The sequence below is a fragment of the Azohydromonas australica DSM 1124 genome, from assembly GCF_000430725.1.
Taxonomy (GTDB): Bacteria; Pseudomonadota; Gammaproteobacteria; order Burkholderiales; family Burkholderiaceae_C; genus Azohydromonas; species Azohydromonas australica.
Window position 1 is genome coordinate 17,390 of the sequence record NZ_AUMO01000037.1, and the last position, 21,182, is coordinate 38,571.

The following is a 21,182-nucleotide window of genomic DNA, read 5'->3' on the forward strand; positions in this document are numbered from 1 at the left end:
TATCAGTCCAGCACCGCGTCGACGCGGGCCGTGCCGGTCGACGAGCGGCGCAACAGCAGCAGCATTGGCAACAGCAGCAGCGCCATGACCAGCAGTACCTGGAAATCGCCGACGTAGGACATCATCATCGCTTCGCGGCTCACCACGGCATTGAGCGCCGCAAGGCCTTCGGCGGTGGACGGGCTCAGGGCCGCAGGCAGCTCGTGCACGGCCGGATTGGATAACGTCACATGAGAGGACAGGTCATGATGCGCCTGGGCAGATCCCCGCGTCAGCAACACCTGCACCATGGCAATGCCGATGCTGCCTCCGATGTTGCGCAACAGGGCGAAGATCGGCGTGCCCTCCACGGCCAAGTTTGCTCCCAACGTGGCGAAGGTGACCGCGCTCAGCGGCACGAACGTCAGGCCCAGGCCGATGCCCTGCAGCACGCCGGAGATGATGAACAGCGAGCTGTCCATGTCCAGCGTGATGCGCGTCATCTGGTACAGCGACAGCACCATAAGCGAGATCCCGACCGCCATGATGGCGCGTGCATCGAAGTAGTGCAGTAGGCGGCCCACCAGCATCATCGTCGCCATCGTGGCCAAGCCACGCGGCGCAATCACTTGCCCGGTGAATTGCACCGGGTAGCCCATGAGCCCCTGAAACAGGGAAGGTAGCAGCGCCAGCGTCGCGTACAGCAGGATTCCGACGACGAACATCAGCACGTTGCCGATGACGAAGTTGCGGTCCCGCAGCAGCGCGCGGTTGAGAAACGACTCGCTGGGGGTGGTCCAGGTATGGACGACAAAGCAGGCCAGGGCGACGGCCGCGCCAGCGGCCTCCAGGCGGATTTCCGTGGCATCGAACCAGTCCAGGTGCTCGCCCCGGTCAAGAAAGAGCTGTAGCAGCGCCACCGCAAAGCTCAAGCTCACGAAGCCGAAGAGGTCCAGCCGCTCTTGCGAGGGACGGCTTTCGGGCAGGTAGCGTGCGATGCCGTAAAAGGCCAGCGCGCCCACCGGAAGATTGATGAAGAACACCCAGCGCCAGTTGGCCTGCTCGGTCAGCCAGCCCCCCAGCAGCGGTCCGAGAATCGGGCCGACCATGGTACCGGCGCCCCACAGCGCCATTGCCTGGCTGACCTTTTCCTTGGGGTTGATGTCCAGCAGCACCGCTTGCGACAGCGGCACGAGTGCCGCGCCGAAAAGGCCCTGGAGCACTCGCGCGGCGACCACCTGCCACAGGGTACTGGACAAGCCACAAAGCAGCGACGCCAGCGTGAACCCCACCACCGAGACAAGGAAAACCTGGCGGCGTCCGTAGCGCATGCACAACCAGCCCGTGAGCGGCGTGGCGATGGCCGTGGCGACGATGTAGGAGGTGAGCACCCAGCTGATCTGGTCCAGCGAGCTCTGCAGGCTGCCCTGCATGTGCGGCAAGGCCACGTTGGCAATGGTGGTGTCCAGCGCCTGCATGACCGTCGCGAGCATCAGCGACAGCGTGATCATCCCGCGGTGCTGCACGACCGCGGCCGGGGTGCTCATCTCGGACGCGCCTTATGCGAAACGGCGCCCGTGCGGGGAGACAGTTGCCACGATCTTGGCGTGCGGACCACTGAGCTGTGCGGCCCACGCCTGGGCCGCCTGGTCCAGCGTGTAGTCGGCGTATTCCAGCACGATGCCGGGGCTGCGCGCCAGCTCGAGCAGCCGCTCCCAGATGGCGCGCCGGTCGGCCGGAGGGCGCTGGCCGGTGCCCACGGTGGACAGGGTGCGGAACAGCAAGTCGGCCATGTCCAGCTGGATCTGGCGTCCTGCCCCGGTACCGACGGTCATGATGCGAGCGCCCCAGCGCGTGGCCTTGAGCGAGGACAGCAATGGCTGGCCGCACACCAGGTCGAGCACCACGTCGAAGCCGCCATTGGACGCTTCCTTCAGCGCGGCGACATCGTCTGGGCCGCCGAGCTGGACCACGGCGTCCGCGATGCCGCGCTCCTGCAGCCGGGCCAGGGCCGGTTGCGAGCGTGCGGCGCCAACGACGCGCCCGGCACCGAAGTGGCGTGCCAGCTGCAGCGCAATCTGTCCAAGCGTGCCGGTGGCACCCAGCACCAGCACGTTCTCGCCCTTCTGAATGTGCGCCTGCTCCAGCGGCACGATGGCCCCCGTGGCGGCAATGCCCATGGAAATGGCCGTGCGATCGTCCACGTCGTCGGGCACCTCCCACACCTCCTCGGCAGGTACCAGCGTACGCTCGGCCCAGGCGCCAAAGGGCTGCACCGAGCGCTCGCCGAAGTACACGCGCTGGCCGTCCGCCACGCGCCGGCCCACACCCTCGCCCCGGATCACGCAGGGAAAGCTCACGCCCAGGCGGTACGCGCCCAGCGTGTCCCAGCCGCCCAGGCCGGCGGTGTCGACGTCGATGAGCACGGCACCGTCCTGCGCCGTGGGCTCACGAAACTCTCCGACCTGCGGCGCTGCGCCGCGCTCGGTGATGATGGCTGCTTTCATGGTGTCTCCTGCCTTACTCTTTGCTCTCGGGCACCGCCGCGGCGGCAGCCTGGAAGCCGACTTTCGAGTGCGTGCCGTCGCAGAACGGCTTCTTGCTCGACGCGCCACAGCGACACAGGAACACTGCGGCGCCCGAGGTGGGCACGGGCACGTCGACGTTGAACAGCTCGATCACGCCCTCGACCTTCAATGGGCCATTCTTCAGCGCGGTGATCTTCACGTTGCTCATCGGTTCTCTCCTCTGGTGGATTCGTCTGCGGTGCCCATGGCACGGGCTTGCCAGCCGCCGGCACCCAGTGCTGCTGCCATCAGCCAGAACAGCGTGGCCGCGCCGATGGCGCTGCCGGCGACGCCGAACAGCAGCGGCGTGAGCGCCATGGACAGATGCACGCTCATCGAGCGCACCGCCATGGCCTCTCCTTGGCGCTCAGGCGGCGCGATGTCATGCACGCTGGCCAGGATGGCAGGCTGAATGGTGCCCAGTGCCAGGCCCAGCACCGCGGCAGCCACGCCCATGGCCCAGGCGCCCTGCAGCAGCGGGAACACGGCGTACACGAACGCCACGGCCGACAGGGCGCCAACCATCATCAACCGCCGCGAGAGGCGGTGCGCCAGCAGCGGAATCAGCAGCCGCACGCCCATGGAGGCCAGCGCGTAGGCCGCCAGCACGCCGCCGATGGCCGAGGCGCTCAGACCGTGGGCATGGCCGACGATGGGCAGCGCGAAGCCAAAGACGTCCCAGCTTGCCGACACCAGCCAGTTGATGAACAGCAGCCGCCTGAAACGCGCGTCGCGCAGCAACTCCCACGCTGGGCGCGGGCGCGTGTCGGCCGCGTCGGCCACCCGGCCTGTTTCACGCGGCACTGCCTGCGCCACCACCAGCGTGGCAGCGGGCAGGACTGCCAGCGCGGCGAAGGCCGCCCGGAAGCCCAGCGCGTCGATCAGCGTGCCGGCCAGCAGTGGTCCTATCAGTCCGGCGACAGCCGGGGCCAGCGCGATCCAGCTGAAGATGCGCATGCGTTCGGTGCGGTCGTGCGCCAGGCGCCCGCCTGTGCGCTGGATCGCCACCATGCCGAAGCCCGATCCCGCGCCGCACATCGCAGCGGCCAGGCACAGCACGAGATAGTGGCCGGAGACCGCGGCCGCAAGCGCGCCGAGCAGCGACAGCGTGCCTGCCAGGTGCACGGGCCGGTGGTAACCGTGCCGGTCGGCCATGCGTCCTGCGGCCACGGCCAACAGGGCCGGGAAGACGGCGAACAGCGCCAGCAGCACGCCGACGGACCACTCACCCTGCCCCGCACCCAAGGCCTGCAGTGGCGCGGCCATGCGCACGCCCTGCGTGCAGGCGTGCAGGCCGACCTGGCAGGTGATGAGCGCCAGCAGCGCTGCGCTGAAGCTCTCGCGCGCCGTGCGCCCTGGCTTTGCAGCTTCGGTTCGCTCCATTCAGGCCTCGCAGGGCTTTGCCGCCACGTGCACGCGCGGGGGCCACAGCACGGTCCCGATGGCGAGCACGATGAGTCCCACGGCCACACCGTCCTGCCAGTGCAGCCGCTCACCCAGCAGACCGGCCCCGGACAACAGCCCGAGCACCGGGATCATGCAGATGCTCACGCTGGAGGCCGTGGGCGGCAGCGCGCGTGCGAGCTGGAACCACGCCGCGTGGCAGAAGCCAAAGATCAACACCGCGTTGTAGATGATGGCCCACCATTCCAGCGCCAAGGGCACTCGCCATCGCGGCGCCTCGGTCAGCGCCGCGATGACGCACACGACGAGCGTGGTCAGCGTCGTCATCCAGAAGGCGATGGCCAGCGTCGGTGCGGGCAGCCGCGAGCGGCGCAGCTGCTGGGTGCCCAGCGCCCATACCGCCGTCGAAGCCAGCAGCGTCGCCGCTGCGCCCACGGCACCGCTCAGGCGTGCCACCTCGTGCCACAGGAGCAGCAGCACGCCCGCACCTGCCGCCGCGACCCCCAGTGCCTGACGCGCGCCCAGACGCTGGCGCCACAGGGCCATGCCCCACAGCGCCGAGAACACCGGCATGGTATAGCCCAGGATGGCGGCCCGACCGGAGCTCAGGTGCGGCAGCGCCAGCATGAGCCCCACGTGCCACACCACCATGTTCGTCACTGCCAGCAGCGCCAGCTCGCCCCAGTGCCGGCGCGGCACGGCGAAAGGCACCTGGAGCAGCCGCAGGCCCAGTGCCAGGCACGGCAGCCCCAGCAGCATCGACAGCGCACGAAAGCTCATCGGCGGATACGTCGTCACGGCGGCCTTCATCACGGGCCAGTTCAGGCCCCAGAAGAGCGTGAGCAGCACCAGCGCGAAGGCCTGGTTCCGGGTGAGCCGAACCATGACTCAGGGCACCGTCCGCCCGACGCAGGGCGCCTGCACCGGCTCGCCAGGCCAGCCCGCCCGCGCGCGAGCCAGGAGCTCAGGCACGGCACCATGCGCTTGCCGGGCCCGACAAGCCGGCAATGCCTGGGGCCAGGCAGGGACCACGTCGCAAGTGCCATGCAGGAACATCACGCAGGCGTCGCCGCCGGTTGCGTTGCGGGCCGGCCCAGCTTGGCCGGGTCCAGGTGCAGCAGCTCGCAGGCGTTCTTCCAGCGGATCTTGTCCAGGTCCGGCTGCGACAGCCGCAGGCCCTCGGTGAGGTCGTGGCGCACGGCATCGGAGCCGCCGAAGTTGCTGCCATACACCACCTGGTCCGCCCCGATGATGTCCACCAGCGCCTGGCGCATGGGCAGCTCGTGCAGCTCCACGTCGAAGTAGAAGTTCTTCATGTACTCCAGCACCGGGCGCTTGTTGTGCGTGACGTCCAGGTTGCGGTTGGTCTGCGCCAGGCGCCCGAGCTGGTAGGGCACGAAGCCCCCGCCGTGCGTGATGTAGACCTTCAGCTTGGGGAAGCGGTCGAGCACCCCGCCGTTGACGAGGTACCAGAAGCAGCGCGTCTCGTCGTAGTTCATGCCCACGATGGCCGTGGTCTCGTACTTGTCGTGGTTGGCCTGCAGCCCCCACGTCACCGACTGGTTGTAGCCGTGCACGAAGATCGGTAGGTCCAGGTCGCACAGCGTGGCCCACACCACGTCCAGCTGCGGCGAGTCGTACTCCAGCCCGCCGAAGTTGGCCCCGCCGGCCACCAGCCCCTTGGCGCCGAGCTGCGTGCACGCGCGGCGCAGCTCCTTGGCCGCCTCGTGCGGCGCGTTCAGCGGCGCGTGCGCCCAGAACATCAGCCGATCGGGTGCGCCCGAGCAGTACTCGGCCAGCGTGTCGTTGACCTTGCGCGCGAAGCGCACGCTGAACTCCGGGTCGGCCCAGTACATGTAGCAGTGCGAGGGCACCGAGACGACCTGCGCGTTCTGGCCTGCGGCGTCCATGCCCGCCAGGCGGTTCTTGGGGTCGGCCCAGCGCGCGAGGTACTCCTCGAGCTGCAGGCCCTGGCCCGAGCGCACCGCGGCCTTGCGCTCGGGCGAGCCCAGCCCAAGGATCCAGTGCCCCACGCGCAGCTTGACGTCGCCGTCGCTGTGCTGCTCGAAGAACGGCCCCCAGTGCGGGTGCTGGTTGTAGTAGCCCGGATGGGGCGCATGTGCATGCAGGTCGATCAGCATGGTCTAGGTCGCCTTCAGAAGTAGCCTTGGAGGATGATCACACCAAATTGTGCACATTTTGAGTTTTTGTTCAATTTAGCGTTTACGCTGACTTGCGCCGGCGGCGTCATGCCTTGCAATGGCACGTCACGCGGGCTTTTCGCGCCGTGTGCACATCCCTCACGACACAGGAGAGCACCGATGTACCGACACCTGCTTGTAGCGCTGGACGACAGTCCGCTCGGAGATGCCACCGTCACGCGCAGCGTCGAGTTCGCGCGCTCCGCGGGTGCGCGCATCACGTTCTTTCACGCGGCGCCGGACCTTGCCGCCACCGGAGAAGGCGCGCTGCTGTACACGCTCGACCAGGAGGCTTTCGCACAGGAAGCCGCCGGCGCGGCCAGTGCCGTGCTCGTGAAGGCTGCCGCGGCGGCAGGCGCGGCCGGTGTGAGCTGCGGCACCGAGTCGCGCACGAGCGACCAGCCTGCGCAGGCCATCGTCGAAGCCGCGCACCGCCACGGGTGCGACCTTGTCTTCGTCAGTGCGCACGGGCGCGCGCCGGGCCTGCGTGGCTGGCTACGCCACAGCGTGACGCAGCATCTGCTGCAACTCGCCGATCTGCCGGTGCTGGTGTCCGCCGTCGAGTCCAATGACGCGTGCGCGCCCGCGGCCAGGGCACTGGGCATCGTGGCCGGCGAGCACCGTGCGATCGCGGCAGTGCTGCAGGGCCTGCAGCACCTGGTGCGTGCGGCCCGCTTGCCGGGCCAGCAACTGGATGTCGGGCTTGCGGCGGAGATGGTGCGCTACCTGCGCGAGTTTCCCGGCACCCAGCATCACCCGAAGGAGGAAACGGTCCTGTTCCGCCTGCTGCGCCAGCGTACGCACGAGCTTGACCACGTGCTGCTGGAACTCGAGCGCCAGCACGGGCAGGAGCAGCGCCGCGTCCAGGCGCTGGCGGATGCGCTCTCGCGCTATGACAGCAGCGAGGCGGCGTCGCTGGAGGCGGTGGGCGATGCGGTGCAGCAGCTCGCGGGCACCGTGTGGGAGCACATGGGCATGGAAGAGGCGCTCGTGTTCCCGGCCACCCGTCGCTACCTCAGCGAAGGCGACTGGTCAGAGGTGGCACAGGCCTTCACCACCCATGATGACCCGCTGCGCGAGCTGCAGCCCGGGCTGCCGCTGGAGCGGCTGTTCAGGCACGTGGCTGCAGCCTTGCTGCGCAAGGACATGGCCGGCGTTGCGCCGGCCGCCGCTTCAGCGACGCACGCGTGATGTCCCGCCCGTGACCAGCGACTCGACCAGGCGGGCAATGCGGCGCGGCAGCGCCTTGCGGCCGCCCTCGCTGGGCACGAGTTGCTCGCTGAGCACGTAGCGGATCAGCATCTCGCACACCAGCTCGCGGTCGAGCTTGATGTCCAGGCGCTCCTCCCAGGCATCGAACACGATGCCCAGCACGTCCTGGAAGCGCACCACCGAGTCGTGAAAGATGCGCTTGAAGAAGCCCAGCGCATAGTCCGGCGCCACCACGAGCAGCCGCCGCGAATTGCCGCGCTCCAGGTACTCGTCCAGGTAGCGCACCAGAGCGGCAAAGCGCTCATCGGGGTCCGTGAACACCTCCACCGACTCGACAAGGGTGCGGTGAAACGTCTCGCGCTTGTGGCGCGAGAAGGCATCAAGCAGTTCCTCCTGAGAAGCGAAGTAACGGTAGAACGTCCCGCGCGAGACATCGGCGGCGCGGCACACGTCGAGGATCGAGATCCGCTCGGCGCCGGACTGCAAGACGATGTTTTCCGTGGCCGCCAGGATGCGATCGATCGTCTGCTCCGAGCGGCGGTTGCTGCGCCGGCGCTGTTGCGCGCCACGATCAGGCAGGGCAATGACCTGCGCGCCCGCGGCTGGCTGGCCCACCTGCGCCTTGGCAGTTGCGGCCTTGCCCGGCTTGGCCTTGCCTGCCGCCGACTTTGACGCCGGGGCCTTGGCCACAGTGCTCTTGCCGGGTCGCTTGGCAGCCGCCTGCACGGCGGCGTTGCCGGATGGATTGGAGCGGCTCATGCGCAGTTCCTCCTGAGGTTAATGGTGGGTAGTTTCGGTTTCGCGTCTGTGCGGGTTTTCCAGCGATCTGGCAAAGCCATGCAGGCATTAGAATTGTCTTCTAATATCAGAATCATTTTTTCCTCTCCACTCCTGGACCGATTTTTCCTGAACAACTGCACGGAAGGACGCACGAGATGACCGGCATGGGACCCGAAGCCACCTGGTACCTGGGTGAGCAAGACACACCGATTGCTGCGCTGGAGCGCGTGGCCAAGAGCCATCCTGACCGGGTCCTGCTGGACTTCTCGGGGCAGCTGGTGACCTACGGCGAGGTGGACATGATGTCGACGCGGCTGGCGCACGAGCTGGCGGCGTTGGGCGTGCAGGCTGGCCAGACCGTCGTCACGATGCTGGACAACAACCTTGACGCGGTGCTGTGCTGGCTGGCCATCAACAAGCTGTGCGCGGTCAGCGTGCCGATCAACACCGCGCTCAAGGGCGATTTCCTGCGCCACCAGATCGCCGACGCTAGCGCGGCGATCGTGGTCTGCGAGGCCGACTACGTCGCACGCATTGCCGCGGTGTCGGCCGAACTGCCCGAAGCTCGGCTGGTGCTGCAGCGCGGCCGGCCAGAGAGCGCGCTGTGCGGCACGCTCACGCTCGCGGCGCTGGATGCGCACCGCGGCAGCGATGACACGCCGTTCGAGCGCAAGCCACAACCCGGCGAGCTGGCCTGCCTGATCTACACCTCGGGCACGACCGGGCCGTCCAAGGGCTGCATGGTCAGCCACAACTACATGGTGCACTTGGCACGCCAGCAGCTGCGTGCCGGCCCGGCCACCGCCGACGACGTGACGATCACGCCGCTGCCGCTGTTCCACATGAATGCGCTGTGCGTGGGCGTCGTGGCCACGATCCTGGTGGGCGCGCGCGTGGCCATCGTGCCGCGCTTCTCGGTGAGCAACTTCTGGCCCGAGGTCGAGCGCAGCGGCGCCACCATCGCATCCATCCTGGGCAGCATGGGCGCGCTGCTGGCCAACGCGCCCGACAACGAGGCGGCGCTGCGCTGCAAGGGGCAGATCCATACCGTGCGCGGCAACCCCTTCACCGAAGAGGTCAAGACCGTCTGGCGCGAGCGCTTCGGTGCCCGTCAGGTGGGAGGCAACGGCTACGGCCTGACGGAGGCGGCGGTGGTGACGTCGCTGCCTGGCGGTGAATACGCGGCACCGGGCTCCTCGGGCCGGCGCATCCCGGAATTCGATGTGCGCATCGTGGACGAGCACGACCGTGAGCTGCCCGCGGGCCAGGCGGGCGAGATCATCGTGCGCCCGCTCAAGCCCGACATCATGTTCATGGGCTACTGGCGTCGCCCCGAGGACACGCTCAAGCTGCTGCGCAACCTGTGGCTCCACACGGGCGACATCGGCAAATTCGACGAGCAGGGCTTCTTCTACTTCGTCGACCGCAAGAAGGACTACCTGCGCCGCCGTGGCGAGAACATTTCCAGCTTCGAGATGGAGGCCGCCTTCGCGCGCCATCCCGACCTGGCCGAAGTCGCCGTGCACGCGGTGCCTTCGCCCAAGGGCGAGGACGACGTGAAGGTCACCGCCATCCTGCGCCCTGGCGCCACGCTGACCCCCGAAGCCCTGTTCCATTGGGCCGTGGACTCGGTGCCGTACTACGCGCTGCCGCGCTACATCGAGTTCCGCGACACGCTGCCCAAGAACCCTCAAGGGCGCGTGCTCAAGTACTTGCTGCGCGACGAGGGCTGCACCGCGGCCACCTGGGACCAGGAAGCCAGCGGCATCAGCGTGAAGAAGCGCTGACACGCGCTCCATCGATCGGACTCAGTACTCCCGCACGGGCACGTGCGGGGGCCGCGAGTTGTAGCCCGGCAGGTGCAGCCCGCCGTCCACGTGCAGCGTCTCGCCAGTGACGTAGCGCGACATCTCCGAGCCCAGGAATACGGCCACCGGGCCGATGTCGAGTTCAGGGTCGCCCGAACGCCCCAGGGGGCGCGCGGCGGCCGATTTCTCGGCAAAGCCCGGCACCTCGGCCGCGAGCTTGTGGAACGTGGCGCCCATCGCGGTCGGCGCGATCGCGTTGGCCGTGATGTTGAAGCGCCCCCATTCAGCAGCAGCGCTGCGCGTGAGACCGACCACCGCCGACTTGCCGCTGTTGTAGTCGGCATGCTGCCAGGCGCCGACCTCCACATCGATGGAGGTGAAGTTGATGATGCGCCCGCCACCGCGCGCGCGCATCAGCGGCAGCGCCGCCTGCATGGCCCACCACGTGGCCCAGAGCGTGGAGTTCAGGGTCTGCGCCAGCATCTCGTCGGTCTTGTCCTCCAGCAGCACGTTGGGCGATGGCACGAACGCGTTGTTGACCAGGATGTCCAGGCCACCGAAGGCATCCACTGCAGCGCGCACCGCACCCTGGACCGCCTCCTTGCGCATCACATCGGTGCGCACGAACAGTGCCCGGCCGCCGAGCTCCTTGAGCTCGCGCTCGACCTGGACGCCGGTGTCCTCGTTGATCTCCGCAACCACCACCGCGGCGCCCTCGCGCGCGTAGCAGCGCGCGATGCCGCGGCCGATGCCGCCGCCCGCGCCCGTGATCACAGCCACCTTGTCTTTCAGCAGAGTCATCCTCATCTCCATTTCGGAATGGTTATTGAACACATTCACGATAATCGTACACTTTCACCCTCCGTGTGACACCCGGTGAGGACCCTTGCCCGCCATGACCCCGCCTAGATTCCGCCGCCGCATTGACATCAGGAGCCGCACCGATGGAGGCGACAGCTGCGTGCGCGCGGCGCTGGAGGACGACTTCCACCATTTCCGTGTCGAGCTCGCGGCCCGTGAGGGCCGGATCGCCGCTGTGCGCGCGACGGCCGCGCGACAGCCTTATACGCTGTGCGAAGGCGCTGCTGCCGAGTTGCAGCAGCTCGTGGGCATGGCGCTGTCGCCCATTGCCCATACCGTGACGCGTTCGGTCGAGGCGCGCCAGCACTGCACGCACCAGCTCGAGCTCGCGGGGCTGGCCTGCGCTGCGGCCGCACGCGGCCTGAGCACGCGTCGCTACGACATCGAAGTGCCCCTGCGTGAGGCCGGACGCACGAACGCCCTGCTGTGGCGCGACGGCACGTTGCTGCTGTCGTGGTCCCTGCAGGACGACACGATCGTGGAGCCGCCGCTCTATGCTGGCATGGGGGTGCGCCAGGCCATGGCTGGCTGGGCGCTGCAGACACTGTCCGCGGACGAGGCGGAGGCGGCGCTGGTGCTGCGCCGCTGCGCCGTCATCTCCAATGGCAAGGGCCTCCCGCTGGACGAACAGCCGCATGCGCGGGTGACCGGCCTGTGCTGGGCACAGCAGCCCGTGCGGGCTGCGCAGGCGCTGCGTGTGGTGGGGTCGACCTGGGACTTCAGCACCTCGCCGCAGCGCCTGTGCGCTGACGACGAGGGTTGGCTGGCGTTCGAGGCGGACGCCAGTGTCTAGAGGAAGATGGCCAGGTTGGGCGTGCCCAGCACGGCCTGATCCAGCAGGATCTCGCGGCGGGCGAGCTTGAAGCTCTCGCCGCTGACGCGCAGCACGTCACGGCGCTCGCCGCTGATGAGGTCGAGCTCGTCGAAGTTGAAGCGGCTGCGCGTGACCAGCAGGTTGCTGCGCACGCGGTACTCCTCGGGCTGGTCGCCCTGCTCCACCATCACGTTGGTGACCATGCGCCGCGTACGCGAGGGCGGGTCCTCGGCCCAGGCGCTCTTGGTGCCCGTGAGCCGCATGATGCGGCCCATTACCGAGCGCCAGTCGTCCTCGAAGTGCTGGGTGGTACGCACCACTGACGCGGCCTGCTGGCTCACCGGACGGGTCTCCCGCAGCGGGGCGGTGTAGACCAGGTCCTCGGCCAGCAGGGCGCCCCATTCCTTGAGGCGGATCTCGTCGAGCAGGCGCGCCTCGACGTACAGGAACTCCAGCGCCCGGTTGTAGACGGGCGAGCCCACCGGCACCAGTTGGCCGGGCTTGAGATCGGTCATGGGAATTGTCTCCATGGAAGTGGCTTGTGGGGCTGCAGGGGCTCAGATCTCGCCCAGCATCAGCTGACGCCAGTACAGCCACCAGTGCCACTGCGTGTCGTCCTTGGTGAAGCCCTCGTTGATGATCCCGGGACCGGGCCAGCCTTCGGGCTTGCCGGTCTCGTACACCGCCTGGTACTTCAGCGTCATCTTCTTGCCCTGGGCGCCCTTGGCGCCCAGCGTCATGTGGGGCCAGGTGTCGGAGTCGTCCTGCTCCACCATGCCGGAGGTGCCGAAGAGCTGCGTGGTCTGCTTGCGCATCTTGTCGCGCAGCTCCGCAGGAGCATCCTTCTCGGTCAGGATCCAGTTCACGAACTCCAGCTTGTCCGGGCCGCGCGGGACGTAGGCGTGCAGGGTGATCGAACCGACCACCGAGCCGTCGGCCTGCGGGATGTAGACGAAGCCGAACAGCACGTTGGGGAAGATGCCGCCCACCTGCGGCGGCATCCACGTCAGTGCCTGCAGTTGACCATCGCTGAGGTGCTTCTTGAGCTGCGGCACCATCTCGGGCGTCATGCCCGCCGGCGGCAGCGCCGCCAGCTTCTCTTCGATGCTCAGCTGCGAGGGATCCTTGCCCGTGAGCCGGCGGATCTTGCGCGCGAGGTCGATGCAGCGCAGCGCATGGCCATGCGGGGAACTGACCTCGGAGCCGTACATCTCGGGGCTGAGGTCTCCACCACCGCCCTCGCCGTCGCCCTTCTTGGAGTAGTTGCCCACCTCGCCCAGCCAGCGGTGCAGCGTGAGCGTGTGATAGCCGTCGGCGGCCGACTGCTCGCCGGCGGCCTTCCAGTTGGCGCGCACGGTGAAGCGCTGCGGCGGGCCCAGCACCTCCAGCCCCCGGTCGGTGCGCTGGAAGAGCATGTCGTAGTACCACTTGGCATCGCCCAGGAACTCCTCGAAGGAGGGGCCGTCGATGTTCCAGGTGGCGAAGATCAGCCCCCCGTAGAGCGTGACGCGCGCCCTCTTCAGACCCAGTTCCTGCTTGGTCCGGATCTTGCCGTACATCTGCTCCTTTTCCACGGGCGCGCCGAGGAACTCGCCATTGGGCCGGAAGGCCCAGCCGTGGTAGATGCAGGTGTGGATCTGCGTGTTGCCGGCGTCGAGCGTGGAGATGCGCATGCCGCGGTGCGTGCACATGTTGAGCATCACGTGCACTTCGCCGCTCTTGTCGCGCGTCACCAGCACCGAGTCGGAGCCCATGTCGCGCACGACGAAGTCGCCGGAGTTCGGGACCTCGGACTCGTGGCCCAGAAAGACCCAGATGCGGCCGAAGATGCGCTCCATCTCCAGCTCGTAGATTTCGGGATCCGAGAGCGTGCGCATCTGCACCTCTCGGGTTGCCAGGTTCACCAGGTCATCGATCCGGGTGCCATCGGCCAGCGTCGGTATTGTCGGAGTCAGCATAAGGGGTTCCTTCGCCTCGCATTGTGGTCCAGCGCGGCGAATATAGACAGAATTCGAATCTGTGTACATATATAGGAACCCGCATGTGCTGCAGCATGTCGCCGCCATGCCCCGGGCGGGAGCATGGCAGCGACAGCGGCTCAGAGCGCGGTCTCGGCGTCTGCCGCGCAGAACATCCGGTGGATGTCGCCCGAAGTGACGGGCTTGCCCGGTTCGCGCACGGGGCGGGCGCCGCCCATGCCCAGCAGCGGCTTGGTATCGACGCCGGCGGCCTGGGCGCGCAGCGCGCCGACCGTGCAGTTCTCGCGCCCGAGGATGGCAAACGGATCGTACGAGAACTCGCGCATGGCATTGAGGTGAGCGATCTTGTCGATCTGCGCATCCGTCAGGTGCCTGGTCTGTGCGTGGAAGATCTCGGGCGAGCCGGGCCAGGTGCAGTCCGAGTGCGGATAGTCGCACTCCCAAGTCACCATGTCCTCGCCGATGTCCCCAAGATTGCGCAGCCCGAACTCGTCCTCGATGAAGCAGGTGATGATGTGCTTGCGGAACACGTCGCTGGGCTTGCCCCCGCCGAAATCCGTCATCGTCCACTCGTGGTGATGACGGTAGGTGAAGTCCGCGCGCTCGAGCAGGTACGGGATCCAGCCGATGCTGCCCTCGGACAGCGCCATGCGCAGCTTGGGGTACTTCTTCCACATCGGCGCCCAGATCCAGTCGGCCGCCGAGTTGGCGATCGAGATCGGCATCGACGTGATCCAGGCGTCGATGGGCGTGAGATCGGACGCATGCTCGGCCTTGACCCCGGTGCCGATGTGGCAGCAGATCACCACGTCGTGGTCGGCGCAGGCCTTCCACACCGGATCCCAGTGGTCGTCGTGGATGGAGGGGAAGCCATGCAGCGCCGGATTGTCCGACAGGGATATCGCATGCACGCCCTGCTGGGCCATGCGGCGGATCTCGCCGGCGGCGAGCTCGCCGTCCCACCACGGAATCAGGCCCAGCGGGATGAAGCGGCCGGGCGCGGCATTGCACCAGTCGTGCAGGTGCCAGTCGTTGTAGGCCTGGATCGCGGCAAACGACACGTCGCGTGCGGCCTGGTACTGCTGAAACCGCTGGCCCGCAAAGCCGGGGAAGGTGGGGAAGCAGATCGAGCCCAGCACGCCGTTGGCGTTCATGTCCTGCACGCGCGCCTTGACGTCCCACGTGCCGCGGCGCATGTGCTCGTAGCCCAGGGGCTCCATGCCGTACTCGTCCTTGGGACGGCCCACCACGGAGTTCAGGCCCATGTAGCCGGTGGCACGGCCCTCGAACACCCAGACGTCGCGCCCCTTGCTCTGCACCACCTTGGGCTGGCGGCCCTTGAAGCGAGCGGGCATGTGCCGGTCGAAGGCACCCCGTGGCTCGATCGCATGGTCGTCCACACTGACCAGGATGAGGTCTTCCAGTTTCATCGGGAGGTTCCGGTTCAGAGAAAGATGCCGAGATTGGGCGTGCCGATCACGGACTGGTCGATGATGACCTCGCGGCGGGCCAACTGCAGCGACTGGCCCGTCTTGCGCAGCACGTCGTGGCGGTCGCAAGGCAGCAGGTCGAAGTAGTCGAAGTCGAACCGGCTGCGCGTGAGCAGCATGTAGCTCTGGACCTTGTACTCGTTGGGCTTGTCCGTCTTGTACACGCGCACGTTGCTCACCAGGCGGCGCGTGCGCGAGGGCGGGTCCTCCCCCCAGGCACTGCGCGTGTCGGTGATGCGGCGTACGCGCAGCATCAGGGAGGCATGGTTGTCGTGCAGGTGCTGGACGGTGCGGATCACGGTGCCGTCGAGCTGGCGCACCGGCTTGGTCAGGCGCAGCGGCACGTTGTACTCGATGTCCGGGGCCAGCAGCTCGCTCCACTCGGTGAGCCGGATCTCGTCAAGCATCTCGGCCTCGTCGTAAAGAAACTCGACGATCTCGTTGTAGAGCGCGCTGCCCACGCTCACGCGGTTGGCACGCACGGTCGGTGGCAGGGGCGTCGGTTCAAGCAGATTGGCAATCATGGTCAGGTCTCCTTTGCAGATCAGCAGTCGGTGGTCATCAGCTCGTGCCAGTACTGCCAGAAGCTCCAGTTGGTGTCATCCTTGGTGAAGCCGCTGCCAACGTGTCCCGGGCCAGGCCAGCCTTCAGGCTTGCCGGTTTCGAACATCGCCTGGTACTTCAGCGTGATGTGCCGGCTCATCGCGCCCTTGGCGACGATGGTCTGGTGCGGCCAGGTGTCGGAGTCGTCCTGCTCGACCATGCCGGAGGTGCCCAGAAGCTGGCAGGAAATGCGCAGCATCGCGGCCTTCACCTGCGCCGGCGTGTCCTTCTCGGCCAGGACCCAGTTCATGAACATGAACTTGTCAGGGCCCAGCGGCACGTAGGTGTGCAGTGCCATCGCGCCGACCACCTTGCCGTCGGCGGTGGGCAGGTAGATGAACTCGAACAGGCCGTTGGGGAAGAAGTTGCCCACCTGCGGCGGGTTGGTGGACATCACCTGCAACTGCTCGGGCGTAAAGCGGCTCAGCAGCTCGGGTACCAGCTCGGGGGTGATGCCCGGCGGGGGCAGCACCGTGAGGCGCTGCTCGGGCGTGAGCTGCTCGGGATCCTGGCCCGTGATGCGGCGGATCTTGCGGCCCAGATCGATGCAGCGCATCGTGTGGCCGTGGTCGGTCCATACCTCCACGCCGTACATCTCCGGTGTCAGGTCCGCGCCGCCGCCTTCGCCGCCGGGCTTCTTGGCGTACGGCCCGATCTCGCCCAGCCAGCGGTGCAGCGTGAGGGTGTGGAAGCCGTCCGAGGCCCCCTGCTCCGCGGCGGCTTTCCAGTTGGCGCGGATGATGAAGCGCTGCGGCGGGCCCAGCACCTCCATGCCCTTGGTCGTACGGCACCACAGGGTGTCGTAGTACCACTTGGCATCGCCCAGGAACTCCTCGAAGCTCGGCCCGTCGACGTTCCACGTGGCAAAGACCAGCCCGCCGTAAAGGGCCACGCGCGCCTTCTTCAGCGACAACTGCTCCTTGGTCATGAGCTTGCCGTGCATGCACTCCTTCTCCACCGGGGCGCCGATGAAGTCGCCGTTGGGCCTGAAGGCCCAGCCGTGGTAGATGCAGGTATGGATGTGCGTGTTGCCCGAATCCAGCGTTGAGACTTTCATGGCGCGGTGCGTGCACACGTTGAGCACCACATGGACTTCACCGTTCTTGTCGCGCGTGACCAGCACCGAGTCCGAGCCCATGTCGCGCTGCACGAAGTCGCCGGGGTTGGGGATCTCGGTCTCGTGGGCGAGGAAAACCCACGTCCTGGCGAAAATCTTCTCCATCTCGAGTTCGTAGAGCTCCTTGTCGGAAAGCGTCCGCAACTTGACTTCGCGGGTCTGCAGGTTGATGAGGTCCGAGATACGGGTTCCGTCGGACAGCATGGGGTCGCTGCGCTTGAGCATGTGGGTGTCTCCTTGGCGCCTGCACTGCAAGGCGTGGGCGCGAATCTAAGACACTTATCTGCTTTGTGTTCAACAAATAGGGACCAACCATAGGCCATACCCGCAGCGAGTTTGCGCTGGATCAGATTCCGCAGGCGACGCGGCGCCCGGGGCAGCCGGTACACGGGGACGATCGCGACCCCCGCAGCCCGAGATCATCGCTTGGATCAGGTTTCCTCCTCAACCAAAAAGAATCGCCATGCCTGCTTGCGCGGACATGGCGATTCGGGCGCAGAAGGAAGCTGCAGCCCCGCGGCGGTTGAGCCGCCAGCGCCGCAAGGGCACAGTACGGTGCCGAACGGACTTATCGAGCGAGCTTGAGCAACTGCAGCGCGTTGCCGCCGCGCACCTTCTCCCGCTCGGCATCGCTGAGTCCCAGTCCCTCGGTGAGGTCGCCGTTGTCGTAGGCGCCGCCGAAGTTCGTACCGATGACCAGGCGGTCCACGCCGACCACCTCTGCCACGCCCCGACGCAGCGCCGGGTGGTGCACGTCGAGGTCGAACCAGAAGTTCTGCAGGTACTCCATGAACGGCCGCTTGTTGCGCGCATCGGGCGCCATGGTCTTGTTGAGCTCCGACAGGCGTCCGAGCTGGAACACGAACATGCCGCCCGCATGCGTGACATAGGTCTTGAGCGTCGGGAACGCGTCGAGCACGCCGCCGCAGATCAGGTACCAGGGAAAGAGCGTCTCGTCCACGCAGTCGCCGACGATGGAGGTGGTCTCGAAACGGTCCTCCGTGTGGCGCTCCCCCCACCAGACCGACTGGTTGTAGCCATGGACCATCAGCGGCACGTCGAGCGCGCAGACCTTGTCCCACACGGGATACAGCTCCTCGCTATAGGCCTGCAGGCCGTTGAAGTTGGCGCCGCCGACGCACACGCCGCGTGCGCCGAGCTGCGTGACGGCGCGCTCGATCTCGCGCGCGGCCTCCTTGGGATCGGCCAGGTTGGCGTGGGCCCAGAAGTCAAAATGCTCCGGATCCTGTGCGCACCAGGCGGACAGCTCGTCGTTGCAGATGCGGGCGTACTCGTTGCCGAAGTCCTCGGCCCAATACATGAAGGCGTGCGACGGGGTGGCCATCACGAGCCGATCCACGCCGCGCTCGGCCATGAGCTTGCGCCGCGCATCGTGCGTCATGCGCGACAGCAGGTTGGCTTGCGCTTGGGCGTCGCTGACGGCCTTCTTGGGCTGGCGCGTGCCCAGTGAGAAATGGCCCACTGTGAAGCCTTGGGCTTTCATGAAGGGCCCCCAGAAGGCATGCCGGTTGAGCATTCCTTCGGTGACAAGGTGGGCGTGTAGATCGATCAGCATGTACTGGCGCTCCGTGGCAGTGACTGCGAGCCCGCCTGCCGGGCTTGCCTGGAGCGGGAGTCTATGTATTGAACACTTTTAGTCAATGTGTGCTAATACCACTCTTTTTCTCAGAGGACGAGCCGCCCATGACCTTCGACGCTGCACCCGCCACGGCGCTTCCGCCCGCTTACACCCTGCTTGGCCGCACCGGGCTGCGCGTCTCGCGCCTGGCGCTGGGCACCATGACCTTCGGCACCGAGCATGGATTCGGCTGCGACCGTGCCACGGCGCGCGCGCTGTTCGACAGCTACCTGGACTGGGGTGGCAACTTCATCGACACCGCTGACGTCTATACGCAGGGCACGTCCGAGCGCTGGCTGGGCGAGTTCATGCGGGAGGCCGGCGTGCGCGACCGGGTCGTGCTGGCCACCAAGTACACCAACAACTTCTCCAACACCGCGCGCGACCCCAATGCCGCGGGCAACGGGCGCAAGGCGCTGCAGCGCGCGCTAGAAGCCTCGCTGTCGCGCCTGGGCACCGATTGCATCGACCTGTACTACCTGCACATGTGGGACACCGTCACGCCGGTGGAGGAAGTGCTGCGCTCGATGGACGACCTGGTGCGCGCGGGCAAGATCCGTCACTGGGCGCTGTCCGACGTGCCGGCCTGGTATGCCGCACGGGCCATCACGCTGGCGCAGGCGCATGGCCTGGAGCAGCCCTGCGCGTTGCAGATGGAGTACTCGCTCGTGTCGCGCGGCATCGAGTACGAATTCACCTCGATGTGCCAGGAACTCGGCATCGGCCTCGTTCCCTGGAGTCCGCTGGGTGGCGGCCTCCTGTCGGGCAAGTACCGCCCCCACGTGGGAGCGGCTGACCAGGATGAAGGCCGCATCCGCAACACGGCCCAGGTGGCCACCCCGTCGCTGAACAAGCTCACCCCGCGCAACTGGGACATCGTGGCCGAGCTCGAGGCGGTCGCCCGCGAGATCGGCCGGCCCATGGCCCAGGTGGCCGTGCACTGGGTGGTGCAGCGGCCAAGCGTGAGCTCGGTGATCCTGGGCGCCACGAAACCGCAGCAACTGGCGCAGACCCTGCCCGCACTGGACTTCACGCTGCCGCCCGAACTGGAGCAGCGGCTAGATGCGGTGGGCAAGCTGCCAGCGATCTTCCCGTACGCTTTCATCGACACGATGGTGCCGCGCCTGTACGGCGGCGCGCAGGTGCTGGCCACGCCGCCGCGCTTTGCCCAGCCGCTGCAGCAGCGCGGTGGCTCCTGGCGCTGAGACCCGCCACCCGATCTGCGTCAGCGGCTTGCCGGTGGCTGCAGCGCCTCGGTGGCCGAGGCACACCTGCGGTTGCGAGCCGGGCGCCCGGCTTCGGGCCGCGCCTGGTCGAGAGGGTTGAGCCATGCCGCCTGGCTGCCTCCATGAATGCCGAAGGCGGCCACGCCAAAGGGCAGGAAGACCTCGCGCGAAAGCCGGTGCTTCGCATCGGCCGGCAGTACGGCCGAGGCTCGGGCGCCTCTTTGGATCACCGCGCCGCGGTTACCGTCCCCCAAGCACACGCCTTGCAACCGCGGCGCGCTGGCAAAGGCTTCAGTGGAACAGTAACGACCAACCGTGTTCAATCGTTGGCACGACGGGCATGTGCTGCGCTGACTGCCGCATCATCGGGTCGACGGACGCGTGGAGCGGCGCCGGCCCCAGGACGAGCAATGACAAGGCTTCGAAGCCCAACAGCAGGGCAACGATGGAGACTTTGGTCGTCAGGATACTGCGAAGACGCATGGTGAAGCCTCTCGGGTGATGCCGTGGACGGTGTCCCGCCCGCTGCAGGGCACCTTCCACATCCCGACTTTAGGCACCCTGCCCTCGTGCAGCGATGCTGGTTTACGCTAATTACTGAGCACATATGGCCAGCAGTGTTCAACTTTACATTTCCCTGCCTGCCTGCCTGCCTGCCTGCCGGCAGGGGCACGGGCGGATGTGCCTGGGCGCTGTCCCCGTACCGGCGCTCACGCACCGGGCTGCTTCCTCATGGAATCATCAACCCGCCATCGACGGCCAGTGTCTGGCCCGTGATGAAACGCGCCCCCTCGCCCAGCAGGAACACCAGCACCGGAGCGAGGTCGCGGTCCGGGTCGCCCAGGCGGCCTCCCAAGGGGATCATCCGCGCCATCATGGCGTCGTGCGCCTGCAATTGCGCTTGGTCCATCCGGGCGCGGTGAGCGTCGTACATGGGCGTCCACATGCCGGGCGCGATCGCGTTGACGGTGATCGCGTACATGCCCCATTCCTTGGCCACGGTGCGGGTCCAGCCCAGGACCGCCGCCTTGGCCGCAGAGTAATGTGCGCAGCCTGGCAGCCCCATCACGCCGGCCGCGGATGCGAAGTTGAGAATCCGTCCGCCGCGGGCCTTCAGATGCCGGAACACCGCCTGGTTGGTGTGCAACGTGCCCCGGGCATTGACGTCGAACATCAGGTCCCACTCCTCCTCGGACAGGTCCTCGGCCGGAGCCTGCCGCTCCACACCGGCGATGTTGACCAGGCCGTCCAGGCCGCCAAGCCAGGCCACGGCCTCGTCCACCGCCGCATGCACGAGCGCGCGCTCACGCACGTCGCAGTGGAAGTAGCGCGATCGGCCAGGTCCGGCAGCGTGGGCTTCGCGCGCGAGGCGTTCGCCGTCAGCGTCGCTCACGTCCAACGCCGCCACCGAGGCGCCGGCCGCCACCAGCGCCCGCAGCGTGCTGGCGCCGATGCCACGTGCGCTGCCGGTGACGATGAAACGCTTTCCTTCGAGGCTCATC

At 67.4% G+C, this 21,182-nt stretch carries 20 protein-coding genes; 4 read left to right on the forward strand and 16 right to left on the reverse strand.

Annotated elements, in window-relative coordinates; translation table 11 throughout:
- Nucleotides 1-2 precede the first annotated feature (2 nt).
- The 6 genes from H537_RS0105015 to H537_RS0105040 all read right to left on the reverse strand — a co-directional run bounded on the left by H537_RS0105015 (nucleotide 3) and on the right by H537_RS0105040 (nucleotide 6,091).
- Entirely contained in the window at nucleotides 3-1,526 is a 1,524-nt protein-coding gene (locus H537_RS0105015; RefSeq protein ID WP_028997020.1) for an MDR family MFS transporter, read from the reverse strand.
- Between the two features lie 12 nt (nucleotides 1,527-1,538).
- Nucleotides 1,539-2,486 (reverse strand): quinone oxidoreductase family protein, encoded by a 948-nt coding sequence (locus H537_RS0105020; protein ID WP_028997021.1) that lies wholly within the window; start codon nucleotides 2,484-2,486, stop codon nucleotides 1,539-1,541.
- 13 nt (nucleotides 2,487-2,499) lie between these two features.
- Nucleotides 2,500-2,715, reverse strand: coding sequence for a CDGSH iron-sulfur domain-containing protein (locus H537_RS0105025; protein WP_028997022.1), 216 nt, complete (start codon nucleotides 2,713-2,715; stop codon nucleotides 2,500-2,502).
- A complete protein-coding gene (locus H537_RS41270; RefSeq protein WP_051241915.1) occupies nucleotides 2,712-3,929 on the reverse strand; it encodes an MFS transporter in 1,218 nt (405 codons plus the stop codon). Before H537_RS41270 ends, H537_RS0105025 begins: the two co-directional genes overlap by 4 nt.
- Nucleotides 3,930-4,835: a DMT family transporter gene (locus H537_RS0105035; RefSeq protein WP_028997023.1), complete on the reverse strand. Its 906-nt coding sequence runs from the start codon at nucleotides 4,833-4,835 to the stop codon at nucleotides 3,930-3,932.
- Nucleotides 4,836-5,005: 170 nt separating this feature from the next.
- Nucleotides 5,006-6,091, reverse strand: a complete 1,086-nt coding sequence (locus H537_RS0105040) for an amidohydrolase family protein (RefSeq protein ID WP_028997024.1) — start codon at nucleotides 6,089-6,091, stop codon at nucleotides 5,006-5,008.
- A gap of 180 nt (nucleotides 6,092-6,271) precedes the next feature.
- Here H537_RS0105040 and H537_RS41275 point away from each other — a divergent pair, with 180 nt between their 5' ends.
- Nucleotides 6,272-7,342, forward strand: coding sequence for a universal stress protein (locus H537_RS41275; RefSeq protein WP_051241918.1), 1,071 nt, complete (start codon nucleotides 6,272-6,274; stop codon nucleotides 7,340-7,342).
- Here the strand turns inward: H537_RS41275 and H537_RS0105050 are convergent.
- The gene (locus H537_RS0105050) at nucleotides 7,325-8,122 is read right to left on the reverse strand and encodes a TetR/AcrR family transcriptional regulator (RefSeq protein ID WP_084150444.1); all 798 of its coding nucleotides are present in this window, start codon (nucleotides 8,120-8,122) and stop codon (nucleotides 7,325-7,327) included. The genes H537_RS41275 and H537_RS0105050 overlap by 18 nt on opposite strands.
- A gap of 185 nt (nucleotides 8,123-8,307) precedes the next feature.
- On the opposite strand from H537_RS0105050, the gene H537_RS0105055 reads away from it, so the two are divergent.
- A complete protein-coding gene (locus tag H537_RS0105055; RefSeq protein WP_238446610.1) occupies nucleotides 8,308-9,930 on the forward strand; it encodes an ATP-dependent acyl-CoA ligase in 1,623 nt (540 codons plus the stop codon).
- A 21-nt stretch (nucleotides 9,931-9,951) separates the two neighbouring features.
- On the opposite strand, the gene H537_RS0105060 is transcribed toward H537_RS0105055, so the two are convergent.
- Entirely contained in the window at nucleotides 9,952-10,752 is an 801-nt protein-coding gene (locus H537_RS0105060; protein ID WP_028997027.1) for an SDR family NAD(P)-dependent oxidoreductase, read from the reverse strand.
- 94 nt (nucleotides 10,753-10,846) lie between these two features.
- On the opposite strand from H537_RS0105060, the gene H537_RS0105065 reads away from it, so the two are divergent.
- A complete protein-coding gene (locus tag H537_RS0105065) occupies nucleotides 10,847-11,605 on the forward strand; it encodes a DUF2889 domain-containing protein (protein ID WP_028997028.1) in 759 nt (252 codons plus the stop codon).
- On the opposite strand, the gene H537_RS0105070 is transcribed toward H537_RS0105065, so the two are convergent.
- The 6 genes from H537_RS0105070 to H537_RS0105095 all read right to left on the reverse strand — a co-directional run bounded on the left by H537_RS0105070 (nucleotide 11,602) and on the right by H537_RS0105095 (nucleotide 18,391).
- The gene (locus H537_RS0105070) at nucleotides 11,602-12,141 is read right to left on the reverse strand and encodes a 3-phenylpropionate/cinnamic acid dioxygenase subunit beta (RefSeq protein ID WP_238446611.1); all 540 of its coding nucleotides are present in this window, start codon (nucleotides 12,139-12,141) and stop codon (nucleotides 11,602-11,604) included. The genes H537_RS0105065 and H537_RS0105070 overlap by 4 nt on opposite strands.
- A 42-nt stretch (nucleotides 12,142-12,183) precedes the next feature.
- On the reverse strand, nucleotides 12,184-13,584 hold the full coding sequence (locus H537_RS0105075) for an aromatic ring-hydroxylating dioxygenase subunit alpha (RefSeq protein ID WP_028997030.1): 1,401 nt from the start codon (nucleotides 13,582-13,584) through the stop codon (nucleotides 12,184-12,186).
- 140 nt (nucleotides 13,585-13,724) lie between these two features.
- Nucleotides 13,725-15,035: an amidohydrolase family protein gene (locus H537_RS0105080; RefSeq protein WP_028997031.1), complete on the reverse strand. Its 1,311-nt coding sequence runs from the start codon at nucleotides 15,033-15,035 to the stop codon at nucleotides 13,725-13,727.
- Nucleotides 15,036-15,049: 14 nt separating this feature from the next.
- Nucleotides 15,050-15,619 (reverse strand): aromatic-ring-hydroxylating dioxygenase subunit beta, encoded by a 570-nt coding sequence (locus H537_RS0105085; protein WP_028997032.1) that lies wholly within the window; start codon nucleotides 15,617-15,619, stop codon nucleotides 15,050-15,052.
- A gap of 20 nt (nucleotides 15,620-15,639) precedes the next feature.
- Nucleotides 15,640-17,040 (reverse strand): aromatic ring-hydroxylating dioxygenase subunit alpha, encoded by a 1,401-nt coding sequence (locus H537_RS0105090; protein WP_028997033.1) that lies wholly within the window; start codon nucleotides 17,038-17,040, stop codon nucleotides 15,640-15,642.
- Between the two features lie 343 nt (nucleotides 17,041-17,383).
- On the reverse strand, nucleotides 17,384-18,391 hold the full coding sequence (locus H537_RS0105095; RefSeq protein ID WP_028997034.1) for an amidohydrolase family protein: 1,008 nt from the start codon (nucleotides 18,389-18,391) through the stop codon (nucleotides 17,384-17,386).
- A 128-nt stretch (nucleotides 18,392-18,519) separates the two neighbouring features.
- Here H537_RS0105095 and H537_RS0105100 point away from each other — a divergent pair, with 128 nt between their 5' ends.
- Nucleotides 18,520-19,659 (forward strand): aldo/keto reductase, encoded by a 1,140-nt coding sequence (locus tag H537_RS0105100; protein WP_043458233.1) that lies wholly within the window; start codon nucleotides 18,520-18,522, stop codon nucleotides 19,657-19,659.
- A 312-nt stretch (nucleotides 19,660-19,971) separates the two neighbouring features.
- Here the strand turns inward: H537_RS0105100 and H537_RS0105105 are convergent, their stop codons facing one another.
- Both H537_RS0105105 and H537_RS0105110 read right to left on the reverse strand, forming a co-directional pair.
- Nucleotides 19,972-20,163, reverse strand: coding sequence for a hypothetical protein (locus H537_RS0105105; RefSeq protein ID WP_028997036.1), 192 nt, complete (start codon nucleotides 20,161-20,163; stop codon nucleotides 19,972-19,974).
- 247 nt (nucleotides 20,164-20,410) lie between these two features.
- The gene (locus tag H537_RS0105110) at nucleotides 20,411-21,181 is read right to left on the reverse strand and encodes an SDR family NAD(P)-dependent oxidoreductase (protein WP_028997037.1); all 771 of its coding nucleotides are present in this window, start codon (nucleotides 21,179-21,181) and stop codon (nucleotides 20,411-20,413) included.
- Between the last annotated feature and the right edge of the window lies 1 nt (nucleotide 21,182).

Bases quoted from the DNA above. Each gene is read 5' to 3' on its own strand.
- H537_RS0105100 (WP_043458233.1), top strand. From the start codon at position 18,520: ATGACCTTCGACGCTGCACCCGCCACGGCGCTTCCGCCCGCTTACACC.
- H537_RS0105085 (WP_028997032.1), bottom strand. From the start codon at position 15,619: ATGATTGCCAATCTGCTTGAACCGACGCCCCTGCCACCGACCGTGCGT.
- H537_RS41270 (WP_051241915.1), bottom strand. From the start codon at position 3,929: ATGGAGCGAACCGAAGCTGCAAAGCCAGGGCGCACGGCGCGCGAGAGC.
- H537_RS0105020 (WP_028997021.1), bottom strand. From the start codon at position 2,486: ATGAAAGCAGCCATCATCACCGAGCGCGGCGCAGCGCCGCAGGTCGGA.
- H537_RS0105075 (WP_028997030.1), bottom strand. From the start codon at position 13,584: ATGCTGACTCCGACAATACCGACGCTGGCCGATGGCACCCGGATCGAT.
- H537_RS0105025 (WP_028997022.1), bottom strand. From the start codon at position 2,715: ATGAGCAACGTGAAGATCACCGCGCTGAAGAATGGCCCATTGAAGGTC.
- H537_RS0105035 (WP_028997023.1), bottom strand. From the start codon at position 4,835: ATGGTTCGGCTCACCCGGAACCAGGCCTTCGCGCTGGTGCTGCTCACG.
- H537_RS0105050 (WP_084150444.1), bottom strand. From the start codon at position 8,122: ATGAGCCGCTCCAATCCATCCGGCAACGCCGCCGTGCAGGCGGCTGCC.
- H537_RS0105090 (WP_028997033.1), bottom strand. From the start codon at position 17,040: ATGCTCAAGCGCAGCGACCCCATGCTGTCCGACGGAACCCGTATCTCG.
- H537_RS0105095 (WP_028997034.1), bottom strand. From the start codon at position 18,391: ATGCTGATCGATCTACACGCCCACCTTGTCACCGAAGGAATGCTCAAC.
- H537_RS0105080 (WP_028997031.1), bottom strand. From the start codon at position 15,035: ATGAAACTGGAAGACCTCATCCTGGTCAGTGTGGACGACCATGCGATC.
- H537_RS0105105 (WP_028997036.1), bottom strand. From the start codon at position 20,163: ATGCGTCTTCGCAGTATCCTGACGACCAAAGTCTCCATCGTTGCCCTG.
- H537_RS0105065 (WP_028997028.1), top strand. From the start codon at position 10,847: ATGACCCCGCCTAGATTCCGCCGCCGCATTGACATCAGGAGCCGCACC.
- H537_RS0105110 (WP_028997037.1), bottom strand. From the start codon at position 21,181: ATGAGCCTCGAAGGAAAGCGTTTCATCGTCACCGGCAGCGCACGTGGC.
- H537_RS0105040 (WP_028997024.1), bottom strand. From the start codon at position 6,091: ATGCTGATCGACCTGCATGCACATGCGCCCCATCCGGGCTACTACAAC.
- H537_RS41275 (WP_051241918.1), top strand. From the start codon at position 6,272: ATGTACCGACACCTGCTTGTAGCGCTGGACGACAGTCCGCTCGGAGAT.
- H537_RS0105060 (WP_028997027.1), bottom strand. From the start codon at position 10,752: ATGACTCTGCTGAAAGACAAGGTGGCTGTGATCACGGGCGCGGGCGGC.
- H537_RS0105015 (WP_028997020.1), bottom strand. From the start codon at position 1,526: ATGAGCACCCCGGCCGCGGTCGTGCAGCACCGCGGGATGATCACGCTG.
- H537_RS0105070 (WP_238446611.1), bottom strand. From the start codon at position 12,141: ATGACCGATCTCAAGCCCGGCCAACTGGTGCCGGTGGGCTCGCCCGTC.
- H537_RS0105055 (WP_238446610.1), top strand. From the start codon at position 8,308: ATGGGACCCGAAGCCACCTGGTACCTGGGTGAGCAAGACACACCGATT.